Consider the following 17,045-nt stretch of genomic DNA (forward strand, 5'->3'; position numbering starts at 1 on the left):
GATATCCCCGCCTTGAAGAGCGGGGATAAAATTAGCATTTAGGTTGAATTACATTTTAGGAATATCAACGCCAGATGAAAGCACGTCTTGAATATCCGATTTTAAGACATCTGCTTTTGGCCCATAAATCGCTTGGATACCAGATCCTTTCACAATAAAGCCCATTGCACCCGCTTGTTTCCAGCTTGCTTCATCACCCACTAAATCTGGATTATGTACAGTGATACGTAAACGTGTCATACAAGCATCAACATCCGCGATATTATTACGTCCGCCAAGTAAGTTGATGATTTGAATAACTTGTGCGCTAGCATTCGCCACTTTTGGTTCATCGCTAGAAGCTTCATCTGAACCTTTTGCATCATAGTTACCATTACGGCCTGCTGTGGCAAGGTTAAATTTCTTAATCATAAAGTTTGCGATAAAGAACATGGCAACGGCAAAGAGGATAGATACCCAAATAAAGTTGAGCACATCCATACCAATGCCTGCTTTAATTGCCATTGGTGTACGCGTTAAGAACTCAATGTTACCGAATGAATGCACACGTAAGTCCACAATATCTGCCATGGCGAAAGCACAACCTTGTACTAAAGCATAAACAATATAAAGTGGTAATGCGACAAACATAAACATGTATTCGATTGGCTCTGTTACCCCTGTTAAGAACACCGCAAGTGCTGATGAAAGGAAAATACCTTTATAGAGTTTTTTCTTGTCTTCATCCACATTGATATACATTGCGAGAGTCAAGCCCATTAAGATACCAGTTGAACCAATCATTTGTCCTACTTTAAATCGAGCAGGTGTCACGGTTGAAAGAAGTTCGTTATATTGGGTTAAGTTACCCGCATCTTTAAGGTTAATTAAGTCAGTCACCCAGGCAAGCCACAGTGGGTCTTGGCCAAATACTTGTTTACCTTGTTGTGCACCGGTTAAGAACTCATAAGTACCGCCTAATGAAGTGTAGTTCATTGGGATAGTCAACATATGATGTAAACCAAATGGAAGCAACAGACGTTCTAAGGTACCATAAATAAATGGTGCTAAAATTGGCGCTGAGTTTTGTGAGTTCGCAATCCATTGACCGAAATGGTTAATTCCAGTTTGAACTAAAGGCCAGAATAGCGATAAAACGATAGCGACTAATACAGAACGATAAATGACAACGAAAGGAACAAAACGTTTACCATTAAAGAAAGTGAGTACTTCAGGTAATTTACGGAAATTGTAGTAACTATTGAAGGTTGTTGCCCCCACAAAACCCGCAATAATACCGACGAATACCCCCATATTCAACGCAGGCTGTCCTAGAATATTCACAAAGTAATGTGCAACTGGGATTTCTCCTGCAAATACGGTACTTACGTGAGCATTTGGATCGGCTAGCATTTCAATCTTCACACCGAAAAAGTGACCAGTGATTAAGTTAATTAAAATGAAAGCAAGGCCCGCTGCAAATGCCCCACCTGCTCGCTCATTTGCCCAGCTACCACCAATTGCTAAAGCAAATAATAAATGAAGATTACCGATAATCCCCCAACCAATTTGAGCGATAATGTTTCCGACACGCGCTAGCCATTCTGCGTCACTAATCAAAGGCAGTGAGTTACCAATACTCACCATTAAACCCGCTGCTGGCATAACGGCAATCACAACCATTAGGCATTTACCGAATTTTTGCCAAAACTCAAAACTGAGTAGTTTTTTCATATCAATCCTCCTACAAGATGAGATCTACTTCTACGCCAAAATGGTCGGAAACAATCGGTTTATTTTTCCCATTAAAAATAACCTGACTGGATAAAACCTTTTTTGCCTGATTTAAAAAAATATAATCTAATCGCTTTTCTTGACTATGGCCTTTCCAGCCGTCAATCGCTTTCTCTACAGTGATGCCACTATCCTTCTGTTCTGCCATTTCAAATGTATCGAATAAGCCTAAGGATTTAATTTGTTGGTAAGCTTGCTGGTCGCTTATTGCATCAGTATTGAAATCGCCCATCAAGATTTTAAGATTCGCACTTTGACTCCGTTCTACAATATAACGAACATTATCGAGTTGGTTTTCCCCATCACAATTTGGCAAATTGATATGGCAAGAATAACATTCAATTAACTGTCCTTGATATTCTACCGTCAAGCCAATGATTTTACGCGAAAGAATTGAGTCAAGACGTTGATGTTGGCTACAATAAAACGCATCAACATCATAAACAGGCAAACGGGTTAAAAACGCAATGCCTTCATCATATTTATCGTAACCAATATGCGAATTGCTCCAAAAAAGCGAATATTTTTGTGCAACGCGTTGATTGATTTTATTCAACAGAATGACACCATAGTTATCTTGCTTTAATGTTGGCGAAATCGCAGAAGCCGACATCAATTGATTAACCTCTTGTAAGGCAATGATGTCATAGCCCTTTTCTACAATAGTATCAGCAAGAATCTCTATTTTTTCCGCTTGGTTAGCTTCTAACCAAGCGTGTACATTCAGGGTAAGTAGTTTCATTGCTTCCCCCTTAGCCCTCACAATGCCAGATGTCTGCATTATATTGAGCAATAGTACGATCTGATGAGAAAAAGCCCGCTTTTGCGATATTGTGAACTACTTTCTCATTCCAACTATCTTGATCTTCATAATCTGCTAAGATTTGTTCTTTCGCGTCGACATAAGCATTAAAGTCAATTAACGTCATAAACCAGTCTTTATTTAATAACTCGTTATAAAGACGTTCTAAACGTGTTTTATTACCTAATTTCACCACCGCAGGATTAAGAATAAAATCAACCGCTCTTTTAATCTCTTTGTCGTTTTCATAATACTCTTTTGAAACATAACCTGCTGTTTCATAAAGTTTAATAATGCTTTCTGAGTCTTTACCGAATGTATAGATATTTTCAGCACCTGCTAATTCTGCAATTTCAACATTAGCGCCATCCATTGTGCCTAGTGTTAACGCCCCATTAAGCATAAATTTCATATTCCCTGTACCGGAAGCTTCTTTAGAGGCAAGTGAAATTTGCTCTGAAATATCGGTTGCAGGAATCAGTTTTTCCGCTACGCTCACATTATAGTTTTCCACCAAATGCACGTTTAAATACTTATTCACTTTAGGATCATTATTGATTAACTCAGATAAGCAAAGAATTAAATGAATAATATCCTGTGCAATCACGTAAGCTGGTGCGGCTTTTCCACCAAAAATCACCGTAATTTTACGTTTTGGTAATTTACCCGCTTTAATTTCTAAGTATTTATGAATCACATAAAGCGCATTCATTTGTTGGCGTTTATATTCATGGAAACGCTTAATTTGCGTATCAATGATTGAATTTTCATCTAAATCAATACCTTTATTTTCTTTAAGGTACGCTTTTAATGCTAATTTGTTTTCAAACTTAATTTTCGCTAATTGTTGATGAACCTTTTTATCATCTTTAAAGGCTAACAATTTTTCTAATTTCGTTGCATCATGCAAATACTCATCGCCAATCAATTCTTTAATATAAGCAGCTAATGGTTGGTTAGAAAACTCTAACCAACGGCGGAAGGTAATGCCGTTTGTCTTATTATTAAATTTTTCAGGATATAACGCATAGAACGCTTTAAGCTCTGAATTTTTCAAAATCTCCGTATGTAATGCCGCCACACCATTCACAGAATTTGAAAAGTGGATGTCCATGTGCGCCATATGCACACGTTTTTGTTTATCAATAATTTGTACGGCAGGATCTTTATACTCGGCACGCACTAATTTATCTAATTTTTTAATGATCACCACTAAATGCGGCACCACTTCATCTAAATAAGCGAGTGGCCATTTTTCTAATGCTTCAGCCAAAATTGTATGGTTTGTGTAGCCCACCATCTTACGTACAATTTCAACGGCTTCTGCAAATTTAATCTGATGTTTTTCCGTTAATAAGCGAATTAATTCAGGAATCACCATTGAAGGGTGAGTATCGTTGATCTGAACATACGCATAATCGGCTAAATCATGTAAATTACTGCCACGTTCAATCGCTTCATCAATTAATAATTGTGCTGCATTTGATACCATGAAGTATTGTTGATAAATACGCAGTAATTCCCCATTTTTATCTGAATCATCTGGATAAAGGAATAATGTTAGATTTTCTTCAATTGCAGTTTTATCAAACTCGATACCTTTTTTAATCAGTTTAGGATTCACTGATTTAATATCAAATAAATTGAGATAGTTTTTTGTGTCTTTCTTATAACCTAGAATATCAATACGATCTAATTTAGAAGTTAACGTAAATTTCTTAAATGGCACCTCATAGCTAATATCCGTTGGAATTAACCAAGAGCTATCTTCAATCCAGTCATTAGGCTCAGCATGTTGTTCATTCTTTTTAAAGACTTGTTTGAACAACCCATAATGATAGTTTAAACCTACCCCCTCAGCATTTAAGCCAAGCGTAGACATTGAATCAATAAAACAAGAAGCCAAACGACCTAACCCACCATTTCCTAAAGACGGTTCTGGCTCAATATCTTCAATATGGCTTAATGATTTACCCGCACTTTCTAATTCCGTTTTGATGTCTTGATACACACCAAGGTTAATCAGGTTATTAGAAAGTAATTTACCAATTAAGAATTCTGCAGAAATATAATAAACCTTACGTTTACCTGTGTTTTTAGGTTTATCTGCAGAGAGTGTTTTCACGTAATTTAATAATTGAATATAAGTTTCTTTATCGCTTAATTGTTCAAGCGATTTATTGGTTTTGTTTTTTACAAATGTACTAAATTTAATCATAGGGATTTCCTGATTAGCACGTTGATATAACGTGGTCATTTTGGCTAAAAAGTCTTTTTTATCTTGTGTTAAATCAGATTTCTGCATTCTCCATTGCCAGTTTCCACCAATTGTTGACGGAACATTCATTCTTGAACTCGCAGGTGAATCTAAAATATCTTGCATCGTTGCAATCGCAGTATTGTTGACCGTTGCAAAGAGCTGACGAATCATTGCTTGGCAAATCGACTCATCATTATGACGGTGCGTATAATCATTGATATATTGCTGCTGTTGGGTGGTAAGACCGTTATACCAACCATTGGTCACATCATTATCATGCGTGCCTGTATAAGCAATAGAATGTGGTATGCAATAATGCGGGCTATCTAAGCTTTTTCCACTGACATCTTCAAAGCCAAATTGCAAAATCTTCATGCCTGGATAATTACAATCTGTAAGTAGCTTTCTGGCTTTTTCATCAATATTACCTAAGTCTTCAGCAATAATCGGCAAATCGCCTAGTTGTTCTTTAACCACTTTGAATAAGTCATAACCCGGACCAGGCTGCCAACTACCGTATTTAGCAATATCAGCTTTTCCATCTACTTGCCAATAATCGGAGAAACCTTTGAAATGGTCGATGCGGAGTACATCATAAATCTTGAAGCTTTCTTCAATGCGGTGAATCCACCAAGTATAGCCTTGTTTTTTATGTTCTTCCCAATCGTAAAGTGGGTTGCCCCAAAGCTGCCCCGTTGCACTGAATTGATCGGCAGGAACCCCCGCGACAAAAAGCGGATTGCGTTCTTTATCTAATTGGAAGAGTTCTGGTTTTGTCCAAACTTCTACGCTATCTGCCGCCACATAAATCGGCATATCACCGATAATCTTAATGCCCTTTTGATTCGCGTAATCTTTTAATTCGCCCCATTGTTTGAAGAAGAAATATTGCGTCACTTTAAAGTACTGAATTTGATCCGCTAACATGGTGCGATATTTTTCTAATGTTTTTGGATCACGCGCTACCGCTTTTTTATCAGCCCATTTTTGCAATGCTTGATTGCCGAAATGCTCTTTAATTGCCATAAACTCAGCAAAATCGTCTAACCACAAGCGGTTGTTTTTTTCAAAATTTTGGAAATCAGCTTGGAATGATTGATTCGCTAAAAAATTTTTCACTGCCGTTTCTAAAATTGGACGGCGCGCAGAGAAGATTCGTTCATAATCAACACTAGTTGGATCATCCCCAAAATTGACTGAGGCATAATCTGCTTCTTTCAATAACCCCATTTGGGTTAATAAATCAAAATCAATAAAGTGAGTATTGCCTGCGATTGCAGAGAAAGATTGATAAGGAGAATCACCATAGCTGGTGGTGGTAAGTGGAAGAATTTGCCAATAAGTTTGTTTAGTTTCAACTAAAAAATCAACAAACTCATAAGCCGATTGCCCAAAACTACCAATTCCGAATGCATTTGGTAGTGAGGTAATGTGCATAAGAACACCACTTGAACGAGTAAGCATAATATTTCCTCTAGGAAGTTATCATTTTGGCTCATTCTAACCTAAACGTATTTTTATGCAACAACTTATACGTAAAAGTTAATAACATTTTCGTAAATGTGTGACTTTTGTCACATTTTATACGTATAACATTTATGATTTTATGATATGCTATGACGACACCTATGGAACGAACGGTCGATAAAAGGATTAAAAATGAGCAAGTACAAGCAGGTCTATAACGAGATAAAGACCCAAATTAACAATGGTAATTTCGCACCATTGCAAGAGCTCCCGAGTGAAAATGAACTCATGCAAAGCTATGGTTTTTCCAAAGACACTATTCGAAAAGCACTTTCTTTACTTGAAATTGATGGCTATATTCAAAAGCAACAAGGCCGAAATTCGATTGTTTTAGAACATGATTTATCTAAACCACAAATGCTTTCTGAAATTAAAACCGTTAGCGAATTAAATAGTGCCTCAACACACCAAGTAAAAACTACATTAACCAGCTTGTATATTGTGCAAGGTGAAGAAGAGCTGATGCATATTTTTAATGTCGATGATCAGATCGATTTCTACCGCATTGCTCGTCTGCGTGAAATCGATGGCGAAGCCGTTGAATATGAGGTTTCTTATTTTGATCGCCGCATCGTGCCGTTTATTAGTCGAGAAATCGCAGAACACTCTATTTATCACTACCTGGAAAACGAATTAAAATTAAAAATTAGCCACTCACAACGAAAAATTGTCTTTCGCTATGCAAACAAAGAAGAAAAAAATGCGATCGATCTTGGTGAGTATGACATGGTTGTGAATGTGACGAGTACCACTTATTTGGCTGATGGGCGACCGTTTCAATATGGGAGTATTAGCTATCGACCAGATAAAATTGCATTTACATCAACAGCAAAACGACATGTCTAGTTTTTGTAAATGATAGGTTGTTATTTAAAAAATTCATAAAAAAAAGTGCGGTTATTTTTAACCGCACTTTTTATTTAAGCTATTTTAACCAAAATTGTCCTTTAAAAATTTTTCCTAATGTCATCAGCACCAAACCGCTCATCATCAAGTTAGCAAAGATAAATGCACCGTTTGCCAATCCGCTCAGTACATTATGATGAACAAAAGAAACCGCCCCATTCGCTAAAGAAGCTAATCCGAATGAAAAAGCCCAGAACCCAATATTCAGTCCTTTTTCACTAATCCAAGGGAACAGACGAATTAAAAAGAACATTTGTAAAAAACCGTATCCCCATAAGAGCTTAACGAAAAGATCGATCTCGCCTCCATTAAGCGATAAGTAAGCCGATGAGCCCACAAATGCTGGCGCGAGAATGATCCCCATGGTTGGACGAAATTGTGGTTCAATCTGCAACACGCGTAAACGTTGGAATAACACCGGTTCATAAATAATCCAAGCAATCATCCCCGCCCCTAAGAACAAATAGCCTAAATCTTGATAGCCTAACAACGCTAATGATGAGGCACTGGTAAAGTTAGTGGCTACAGAGGGTAAATAAAATGGTGGCAATGTCGATTTCTGCTCAAATGTGCCATCTTTCCATAATGCACTAATACGCACAGAAGCAAACAATAATTGCCCAATCGTCCCGATCCAAATTAATCCCTCACCAATGAGAGGAAACCAACGATATAGAATATCCCCGCTTAACATCGTTGTAATCGGTATTAAGGCAAGAAAAGAAAAACGTATCTGACAGCAATATTCATCGCGTACTTCGTGAGAGAAATAAATCATTTTATAAATATAAAGCAAGACGAAAAGTGCCCATACTGAAACAGAAATTAATCCAATAATATCACTTACATTCCGAGAAAAAGAGAGCGTATCGCCCATATGCAGCCAGGCTAAAGACAAGGCACCCAAGCCTAATGGAATCGCGAAATACCCAGTTGGCAAAGGAAAAGGTCGTTTATCAGTCATTATTATTCTCCTAAAATTGATACCTTATAAGATTACCTATAAATGCGTGAATATTGATGTGGATTTATCTCAAAGACTAGAATAAAAATCTCATTGCTCTAAATGAAAGAAAGGGCTAATAAACATTAGCCCTAAATTGAATTAATATATTTTTGATTATTTGCAGATCACTTCTAATCCGCCCATGTAAGGACGTAATACTTCTGGTACCGTAATTGAGCCGTCTGCATTTTGATAGTTCTCAAGCACAGCCACTAATGTACGACCTACTGCCAAACCAGAGCCATTCAATGTATGCACTAAGCGAGTTTTCTTATCACCTTTTGCTTTGCAACGTGCTTGCATACGGCGTGCTTGGAAATCCCACATATTAGAGCAAGAAGAAATCTCACGGTAAGTATCTTGTGCAGGCACCCACACTTCTAAGTCGTAAGTTTTGCAAGAACCAAAGCCCATATCACCGGTACAAAGTAATACTTTACGATATGGTAGATTTAAAAGTTGTAATACTTTTTCTGCATGGCCTGTTAATTCTTCAAGCGCTTCCATAGATTTATCTGGATCGACGATTTGTACCATTTCCACTTTATCGAATTGGTGCATACGAATTAAACCACGGGTATCACGACCATAAGATCCTGCTTCAGAGCGGAAACATGGTGTATGTGCGGTCATTTTGATTGGCAAATCTGCTTCATCAACAATCACATCACGAACAAGGTTAGTTACCGGTACTTCCGCTGTCGGGATTAATGCGTAAGGTTGTTCGCCTTCTAGCGCTAAAGTATGGAATAAATCTTCACCAAATTTTGGTAATTGGCCTGTGCCATAAAGGGTCGCATGGTTAACTAAATAAGGTACATAAGCTTCTAAATAACCATGTTGTTCGGTATGAAGATCTAACATGAATTGTGCTAATGCACGGTGCATTTTAGCAATTTGACCTTTCATGACCGCAAAGCGCGCACCCGCTAATTTAGCCCCTGCTGCAAAATCTAAGCCATTAGCATCTTCACCTAATGACACGTGATCTTTGATCTCAAAATCAAACGTACGCGGTGTACCCCAACGTAAAATTTCTTTATTTTCAGTGTCATCTTTACCTAATGGCACTTCATCCGCAGGGATGTTTGGAATGCTTAACGCGATTTGATTGATTTCTGCTAACACGGCATCAAGTTGAGTTTTCGCTTCGTTAAGCTGTTCGCCCATGTTATCTACTTCAGCCAATAATGGTGCAATGTCTTCACCACGTGCTTTTGCCGCACCAATGGCTTTAGAACGCGCGTTACGCTCTGCTTGTAATGTCTCAGTTTTTACTTGTAAATCTTTGCGTTGTTCTTCTAATGCGGTAAGTTTTTCCGTATCAAGAATAAAGTTACGTTTTACTTTTAATTTTTCTGCTACTTCAGTCAGATTATTACGGAGTAAATTTGGATCGATCATTGGAATTCCCTATTTTTCATTATGAAACAGATACCTTTATTCTAGCGCGCTTTCGCCAAATAAACCAGTTAAAAGCCTGATTTTTCTTTTATTAACTCTTTCAAAAACATCAAATTTTATGACCGTACTTAGCCATGATTTAATTTTGTGATCTCTGTCAAATTCTGAGAATGAGACACTAGAAACAGCAAAAAAAAGTTCTATAATGAAAATGAACGTTAACCAAGAGGAGTAACCTATGTTTCCTGAATTTCGCGATTTAATTACTAAGCTTAAAAACAAAGATGCTTATTTTGATCGCTTGTTTGAAAAGCACAATGCATTAGACCAAGAGATCAAAAATAAGATCGATAACATAGAACTCGCAACTCATACGGAAATTGAGAACTTGAAAAAAGAAAAATTACGGATTAAAGACGAGCTCTATCAATACTTGAAAAAGAAAGCAGCTGAGTAATTGGTTTAATGTAAAGACAAAGTGCGGTGAAATTTACCGCACTTTTTTGTTTTAAGAGGTTTTGTTTTTTTGAGAGCCCAGATAAATCGCGACTAATGTCAGCACTGCCCCCGCCCATTGCCAATAATTGATGGGCTTATCCAATCCAAAATAATCAATCACGAGCGCCACCACGGGTTCAGAAAGCAGTAATAAACCGGTTAAGCCTAACGATAAATAAGGAATGGTATAAGCAATCATGCCCCAGGCGACACATTGCATCACCGCACCATAAATGAAGACCAATCCCCAATCGGAGAAAGTCGTAGGATAAAGATTATCAGGATTAAAAATCAGCGAAGGAATAATTAAGACGAAAGCACCACTTAAGCTCAGAATAAACATGAGTGAGAATAAAGCCGTTGGTTCTTCTTCGTGTACTTTTTTAATCATAACCATTGAGGCTGCAAGCAAGCCAGCAGAAATGAGCCCAATGATAATGCCATACATGCCTTCAAAATTATGCTGTAGCTCTTCCCCTGAGATTAAGATAACACCAACAACCGCTAAAAATAGACTTAACATTTGTAGTTTGCTTTGACGTTCGCCAAAGAAAAAATAGCCAATTGCCGCCAAAAAGAAAATCTGCAAGCTATTCAGCAACGTTGAAATACCTGGCCCTACCGCATAGACACTTTCATGCCAAAAAGATAAATCAAAAGCTAAAAAGATACCAGAGAATACGGCATACATCATCGCTTTACGACTTTTAGGAAAACGTTGTCTTTTTAATTTCATTAAGAACCAGAAAATAAAAGAGGCAATAAGTAAGCGCCAAAATGCGATGGCATAACCACCTACTGGCACAAACTTAACAATTAGGCTTCCTAAACCGAATAGCACGCAGCCCACGACTAACATCGGGGCGGCGTAAGATTTTACTTTATCCATTAAATAAACATCGCCCAGACTGGCAAACTCGCCGCCATAAAGAACAAAATGAGTAGGCTGTTATAGCTGAGCTTCCATTTCTTTACACTCTGTAAGAGCAATACACCCGCTATCACTAAGTGAAGCAGAAAATAAATGCCGTATGCGAAAACGTTCGAAAAAACGACCGCACTTGTGCCTTGATAAATAATAAAAATCAGTACTGCCAATGCATTAATCGCAAGCAGTAAAATCATCAATAACGGTAGTAACGCAATGAAACCTTGCAGACGATTACGAGAAACGGACAAGCATAAATTTGCCAACAAGACGCCCATCACCGCTTGTGCAAATGGATTATACTGCACGAAATTCGGTGTTGGATTGCCAAAGAAAATTATCAAATAGGCAATGATACCAAATCCACTCACCAACGATGCCATTAAGAGAAAACCACGGCGAGCGACTTCATCTTTAGGTTGTTTCCACACTGCATATACGGCAGATAACCCGCATAAGCTGACAATATCAGTCATCACGTAATGATGTGGTGAGGCCAAGCTTATCCCTAGCCAAACGAACCAATAAAGTGCAAAACAGACATTTGCTTTAATTAACCGTCCACGCTGCCCTGGGCAAATTTCCCCTTTAATAAAGGCAACTAAACAAAGTAATTGGGCAATCAGTACACCAAAGGCTAAATGAGGAATCAATTTTTCAGCAAGTTGCAAAGATTCTATAAAAAAATCGACCATTAATAGCAACCCAATTGGCAATATCGCAAGAAATGCGGCCAAGGGTTTGGATTGTTCTTCTGACATAAGATTCTCGATTAGAAAAAGAAGGCATCATTATGCCAAAATTTACGGCTTTTTTTAATGGCTTTCGTGCATTTTGCCTCATTCCCTTTTAAAATAAGCAAAATGATAACCGCACTTTAGGAACCACAAAAAAATGCTATTAAGCGTACTTTATATTATTGGAATTACCGCCGAAGGAATTACCGGCGCATTAGCCGCTGGACGAGAAAAAATGGATATTTTCGGGGTAATTATTATCGCCTGTGTAACGGCGATTGGCGGAGGTACAGTACGCGATGTATTATTAGGGCACTACCCTGTTGGCTGGGTTAAACATCCTGAATATTTCATCATGGTAGCTGGTGCGGCAGTATTAACCGTTTTTATTGCGCCCTTCATCAAACATTTTATGCGCTACTTTCGCACCATTTTCTTGGTATTAGATGCTTTAGGATTAATCGTGTATTCCATTATCGGCGCACAAATTGCCATTGATATGGGTTATGGTTTTACCGTGACATCCATTGCAGCAACGGTGACGGGGGCATTTGGTGGTGTATTACGTGATTTACTTTGTAACCGTATTCCTCTTGTATTCCAAAAAGAACTTTACGCGAGCGTGTCATTCTTCTCCGCGGCTATGTATATGGCATTCCAACACATTCAATTAGAGCATACGCTTTCAATTTTACTCACGTTATTTAGCGGTTTTGCACTACGTTTACTTGCTGTTCGATTCGGTTGGGGACTACCCGTTTTCGATTTCCAAGAGCAAGAAGAAGAAACAAATGATAAATTACCGAAGAAAACAAAATAATTAAAAGGAATAATTATGTTAGAACAAATGGGCAAACAGGCTAAAGATGCAGCCTTTATTTTAGCGCAGTTAAACACCACTGAAAAAAATCATGCGCTCAGTATTATTGCAGATCAATTAGAACAGCAAGCAGATCGTATTCTTGCCGCTAACCAAAAAGATATTGAAATTGCAAAACAAAATGGTTTATCCGAAGCCTTAATTGATCGTCTTTTATTAACAGAAGATCGCCTAAAAGGCATTGCGAATGATGTGCGTCATGTGATTTCGCTCGCCGATCCTGTGGGTAAAATCATTGATGGTGGCACCTTAGATAGCGGATTAAAGATCGAACGAGTCCGTACTCCACTTGGCGTGATTGGTACCATTTACGAAGCGCGTCCAAATGTAACCATTGATGTGGCAAGCCTTTGCTTAAAAACTGGTAATGCCGTGATTTTACGTGGTGGAAAAGAAACACAACATTCCAACCAAATTTTGGTGGAAGTGGTACAAAATGCCCTTGAACAGGCTGGCTTACCACGCCATGCAGTCCAAGCTATTGTGGATCCGAATCGTGAACTTGTGATGCAACTGCTTAAATTGGATCGCTATGTGGATATGATTATTCCTCGTGGCGGTGCGGGCTTACATGAGCTTTGTAAACAACATTCCACTATTCCGGTGATTGTCGGTGGTGTTGGTGTTTGCCATCTTTTTGTGGAAGAAAGTGCTGACCAAGAAAAAGCCTTTGCGGTGATTGCGAATGCAAAATGCCAACGTCCAAGCACATGTAATACGTTGGAAACGCTTTTAGTTCAACGTTCGATTGCAGAAACCTTCCTGCCAAAACTCTCGAAATATTTAGCTGAGAAAAAAGTGAAATTCCATGCGAAATCGACCGCACTTTCGATTCTTCAAGCTGCAAATGTCGATGTGCAAGAAGTGACTGAACAAGCACTACGCCAAGAATGGGGTTCACTCGATCTCAATGTTGTGGTGGTTGAAGATATGGATGCGGCGATTGCTCACATCCGTGAATATGGCACACAACATTCAGAAAGTATCTTGACGGAAAACCAACGACTAGCCACACAATTTATCAATCAAGTGGATGCAGCAGCCGTGTATGTTAATGCAAGTACCCGATTTACCGATGGCGGACAATTTGGTTTAGGTGCTGAAGTGGCGGTAAGTACTCAAAAACTTCATGCTCGTGGCCCAATGGGATTAGAAGCCTTAACCAGCTATAAATGGGTTTGTGTCGGCGATTACACTTCTCGCAAATAGTTTGTTTCATCTATAAAAAAACCGCACCTTGAAAGCATCAAAGTGCGGTTATTTTTTATCTCGTTTTTAGTGTTTACCGAATAATTTCATCGCGGGTAATACAATCGCACAAGCAATCGCCCCAACAATCACACCCACGACTAACGTCGCCACATTACCTAATAAACCATCGGCTAATTGATAATCAGCGAGCAAATGATGAATGAAACCCACATTATGTACGAAAATACCACCACCTACTAAGAACATTGCGAGCGTACCGATAAAACTAAGTGAGCGCATAAATTTAGGCATAATCACTAAAATTGCATTCCCGATTGACTTCGCTACGCCACCTTTTTTGATAAGGTATAAACCAAAATCATCTGCTCTAACAATTAATGCTACTAAGCCATAAACAAAAATAGTAATCCCAATACCCACTACCGAAAGGGAAATAATGCGAGTCAGCAAGCTCGCTTCGGTTAATTCGCCCAATGCAATAATGATAATTTCAGCGGAAAGAATAAAATCAGTACGAATTGCCCCTTTAATTTTAGCGGATTCATTAAAGGTTGTTTTTTCTTCATGCTCTTCATGAGCAATAAATTTATGTAGAATTTTCTCTACACCTTCAAAACACAAATATGCCCCACCAACCATCAGAAGTGGTACGATCAACCAAGGTAAAAACGCAGAAAGCAGTAAAGCAATTGGAATTAAAATGATTTTATTGACTAACGATCCTTTGGTGACAGCCCAGACAATGGGTAATTCACGATCGGAAGATGCCCCTGTTACCTGATTAGCATTTAAGGCTAAGTCATCGCCTACCACACCAACAGTTTTCTTGGCTGCCATTTTGGTCATTAAGGCAACATCATCAAGAATCGATGCAATGTCATCAATAAGGGTAAAAAGAGAACTAAACGCCATATTCTTTCCTTTATAAAGTTAAAATTTAGAGAAATGAGTTTTAAACTGGTCGAATGCTTTCGACATCCAACTTCGCATCAAACTCTTTTTGTAATAAAAGCAGTTTTTTATCTTGCTGTAAATCCGTACATGCCTGTTCACGCAACTCCTGATAAACTTTTTTACGGTAATCCATTGGTGTTAAAACATCGGAATCTTCAACAAAAATTGACAATTTGACTGGTTTTTCATATAAACGTTCAAGATGCTCCACTAAATTTTTAATATTTCGATCTTGTTTTAAATGCACTTTTTCAGAATGAAGCCCGAGTTGAATTTCATCTTCTGTTTGCGACTTAATAAAGCAATTTAATGCCAACTCTTTTGAAAAGCCAATCACACCAGAACGTTCGACGATATCCGTCCAAGGATCTTGTTTTTGCGTAATTTGAATAATTTTCTCACGCAATTCTGGTGTCACATCTTTCAACATCGCCTGTTTAATATCAGAAGGACGCACACCGCTATCCACTTTGGCTAAATCCGGATTACTCCACTCCCAACGATAAGTTTCCGCATCCAGAATTTCTTGCTCTTCCGCGTCCATTTCAGCATTGTCATCAATGGTATTTTCCACCGTTTCAATACCTTGCTTTAACTCGTCAGCCTGTTGAGTCATTGGATTTGGCACCGCTGCTTTCGTTTGCGTCGCTTTCGGTGGCGTCATCTCACGCACTGGAAGTGCGGTCATTTTAGGCGCGTTTTTTTGCTCGTCTAACTCTTGAAGATGATGTAAGGTTTCTTCCACTGCAGCTTGCTGTTCATCATGATGATGCTGGCGCTCTGATTGCTCAATTTTCGTTAATTGATTCAATGCCTCTAGCGCAGCAAGGCTGGCTAAATTCAATGAAGATGAGGTTTGAGTGGAAACAGGTTGAGAAGTTGAAGAATGCACAATCGCCGATTGAGCCATTGGCTTTTGCGCTTGTACAAAATAATTTGCTTTGATGTTTTGCGACAGCACCGGCATATCTACATAACCAGAAACAGGCTGATTTTCAACCGCACTTTTCTGTGTATTTTGTTCAGGGGATAGCCCGCCTTGTTTAGACGTTTGTGCTGCCGTAAGGAACTTTGGGTGGAATGCCAGCGCCCTCAATAATGTCATTTCTGCACCAATTCGACGATTTGGTGCGGAGGCTAATTCTTTTCGACCCGATACAATTACTTGATAGAAAAATTGTACGTCTTCCGGTGAAATATGTTTAGCCAGAAAGCCTAAGTGATCGTTTTCATCTATGGTATTTTTAGCAAGCAACTGCATTAAGGCAATTTGATGCAATTTCTCAGCTGTTTCTGCCAATAACTCATCCCAATCGCCCGCTTTTTCTGCCACCGTTTGGATGGTTTTCATTAAACGCTCACCGTTACCTTGGTGTAAGGCGTAAATGATTTCAATCGGCTGATCTTCGTCTAACAGCCCAAGCATGGTATTCACCACATCAGTGGAAACTTTATCGTTGCCCATGGCTATCGCTTGATCTGTTAAACTTAAGCTATCACGAATACTACCTTGTGCAGCTTTGGCTAATTTATCTAATGCTGGCGCATCAAAAGGAATATTTTCGGCAGTAAGCACGCGATTAAGATGTGCTGAAATTTGCGGTTCATCTAATGCTTTGAGATGAAATTGCATACAACGGGATAAAATCGTAATCGGTAATTTTTGAGGATCCGTTGTAGCGAGTAGGAATTTCACATATTCAGGCGGTTCTTCCAAGGTTTTTAACAACGCATTGAAAGAATGGCGGGAAAGCATATGGACTTCATCGATTAGATAGACTTTATAACGCCCCACTACCGGCTTATATTGCACGTTGTCTAAGAGCTCACGCGTATCCTCTACTTTGGTACGAGAAGCCGCATCGATTTCAATTAAATCAATAAAGTTGCCTGCTTCGATCGCTTTACAGTTTTCACATTCACCGCAAGGATCGGCAGTAATACCGTTTACACAATTCAAGCCTTTCGCAAATAAACGAGCAATGGAGGTTTTACCTACGCCACGAGTGCCGGAAAATAAATAAGCATGATGTAAACGGTTTTCTTTTAAACCGTTTTCCAAAGCAGTGAGTACATGGCTTTGCCCCACTACTTCAGAAAAGTTTTTTGGTCGCCATTTTCTGGCTAAAACTTGGTAGCTCATCGCATCCCTTTAAAA

At 38.7% G+C, this 17,045-nt stretch carries 13 protein-coding genes; 4 read left to right on the forward strand and 9 right to left on the reverse strand.

Annotated features, from left to right (window positions below; genetic code table 11):
- Positions 1-48: 48 nt before the first annotated feature.
- The 3 genes from INQ00_RS08885 to malQ are packed head-to-tail and all read right to left on the reverse strand — an operon-like array spanning position 49 to position 6,299.
- Positions 49-1,713, reverse strand: a complete 1,665-nt coding sequence (locus INQ00_RS08885) for a PTS transporter subunit IIBC (protein ID WP_070868062.1) — start codon at positions 1,711-1,713, stop codon at positions 49-51.
- A 10-nt stretch (positions 1,714-1,723) separates the two neighbouring features.
- Positions 1,724-2,515: an endonuclease/exonuclease/phosphatase family protein gene (locus INQ00_RS08890; RefSeq protein WP_070868063.1), complete on the reverse strand. Its 792-nt coding sequence runs from the start codon at positions 2,513-2,515 to the stop codon at positions 1,724-1,726.
- A gap of 10 nt (positions 2,516-2,525) precedes the next feature.
- Positions 2,526-6,299, reverse strand: coding sequence for a 4-alpha-glucanotransferase (gene malQ / locus INQ00_RS08895; protein WP_197546827.1), 3,774 nt, complete (start codon positions 6,297-6,299; stop codon positions 2,526-2,528).
- A gap of 195 nt (positions 6,300-6,494) precedes the next feature.
- On the opposite strand from malQ, the gene INQ00_RS08900 reads away from it, so the two are divergent.
- Positions 6,495-7,208 (forward strand): GntR family transcriptional regulator, encoded by a 714-nt coding sequence (locus tag INQ00_RS08900; protein ID WP_054418686.1) that lies wholly within the window; start codon positions 6,495-6,497, stop codon positions 7,206-7,208.
- A 79-nt stretch (positions 7,209-7,287) separates the two neighbouring features.
- Here INQ00_RS08900 and tehA read toward each other — a convergent pair whose 3' ends face one another.
- The gene (tehA, locus tag INQ00_RS08905; protein WP_197546828.1) at positions 7,288-8,232 is read right to left on the reverse strand and encodes a dicarboxylate transporter/tellurite-resistance protein TehA; all 945 of its coding nucleotides are present in this window, start codon (positions 8,230-8,232) and stop codon (positions 7,288-7,290) included.
- A 156-nt stretch (positions 8,233-8,388) separates the two neighbouring features.
- Positions 8,389-9,678 (reverse strand): serine--tRNA ligase, encoded by a 1,290-nt coding sequence (serS, locus tag INQ00_RS08910; RefSeq protein WP_054418682.1) that lies wholly within the window; start codon positions 9,676-9,678, stop codon positions 8,389-8,391.
- Between the two features lie 238 nt (positions 9,679-9,916).
- Here serS and INQ00_RS08915 point away from each other — a divergent pair, with 238 nt between their 5' ends.
- Positions 9,917-10,135 (forward strand): HP1242/YdcH family protein, encoded by a 219-nt coding sequence (locus INQ00_RS08915; RefSeq protein ID WP_049357594.1) that lies wholly within the window; start codon positions 9,917-9,919, stop codon positions 10,133-10,135.
- Positions 10,136-10,186: 51 nt separating this feature from the next.
- Here the strand turns inward: INQ00_RS08915 and INQ00_RS08920 are convergent, their stop codons facing one another.
- Both INQ00_RS08920 and INQ00_RS08925 read right to left on the reverse strand, forming a co-directional pair.
- On the reverse strand, positions 10,187-11,065 hold the full coding sequence (locus INQ00_RS08920; RefSeq protein WP_054418680.1) for a DMT family transporter: 879 nt from the start codon (positions 11,063-11,065) through the stop codon (positions 10,187-10,189).
- A complete protein-coding gene (locus INQ00_RS08925) occupies positions 11,065-11,865 on the reverse strand; it encodes an HI_1241 family integral membrane domain (protein WP_197546829.1) in 801 nt (266 codons plus the stop codon). The genes INQ00_RS08920 and INQ00_RS08925 overlap by 1 nt, the downstream gene beginning before the upstream one ends.
- A gap of 133 nt (positions 11,866-11,998) precedes the next feature.
- On the opposite strand from INQ00_RS08925, the gene INQ00_RS08930 reads away from it, so the two are divergent.
- Positions 11,999-12,661 (forward strand): trimeric intracellular cation channel family protein, encoded by a 663-nt coding sequence (locus tag INQ00_RS08930; protein ID WP_054418676.1) that lies wholly within the window; start codon positions 11,999-12,001, stop codon positions 12,659-12,661.
- Between the two features lie 15 nt (positions 12,662-12,676).
- Positions 12,677-13,930 carry a glutamate-5-semialdehyde dehydrogenase gene (gene proA, locus INQ00_RS08935; protein WP_197546830.1) on the forward strand — a complete coding sequence of 418 codons (1,254 nt, stop codon included), beginning with the start codon at positions 12,677-12,679 and terminating at the stop codon, positions 13,928-13,930.
- Positions 13,931-13,996: 66 nt separating this feature from the next.
- On the opposite strand, the gene INQ00_RS08940 is transcribed toward proA, so the two are convergent.
- Complete coding sequence (locus tag INQ00_RS08940) at positions 13,997-14,845, reverse strand: DUF808 domain-containing protein (RefSeq protein ID WP_197546831.1); 849 nt, start codon at positions 14,843-14,845, stop codon at positions 13,997-13,999.
- Positions 14,846-14,885: 40 nt separating this feature from the next.
- Positions 14,886-17,030 carry a DNA polymerase III subunit gamma/tau gene (gene dnaX, locus INQ00_RS08945; RefSeq protein ID WP_197546832.1) on the reverse strand — a complete coding sequence of 715 codons (2,145 nt, stop codon included), beginning with the start codon at positions 17,028-17,030 and terminating at the stop codon, positions 14,886-14,888.
- Positions 17,031-17,045: the final 15 nt, after the last annotated feature.

Origin of the sequence: Haemophilus parainfluenzae (genome assembly GCF_014931275.1) — a bacterium.
Lineage (GTDB): Bacteria > Pseudomonadota > Gammaproteobacteria > Enterobacterales > Pasteurellaceae > Haemophilus_D.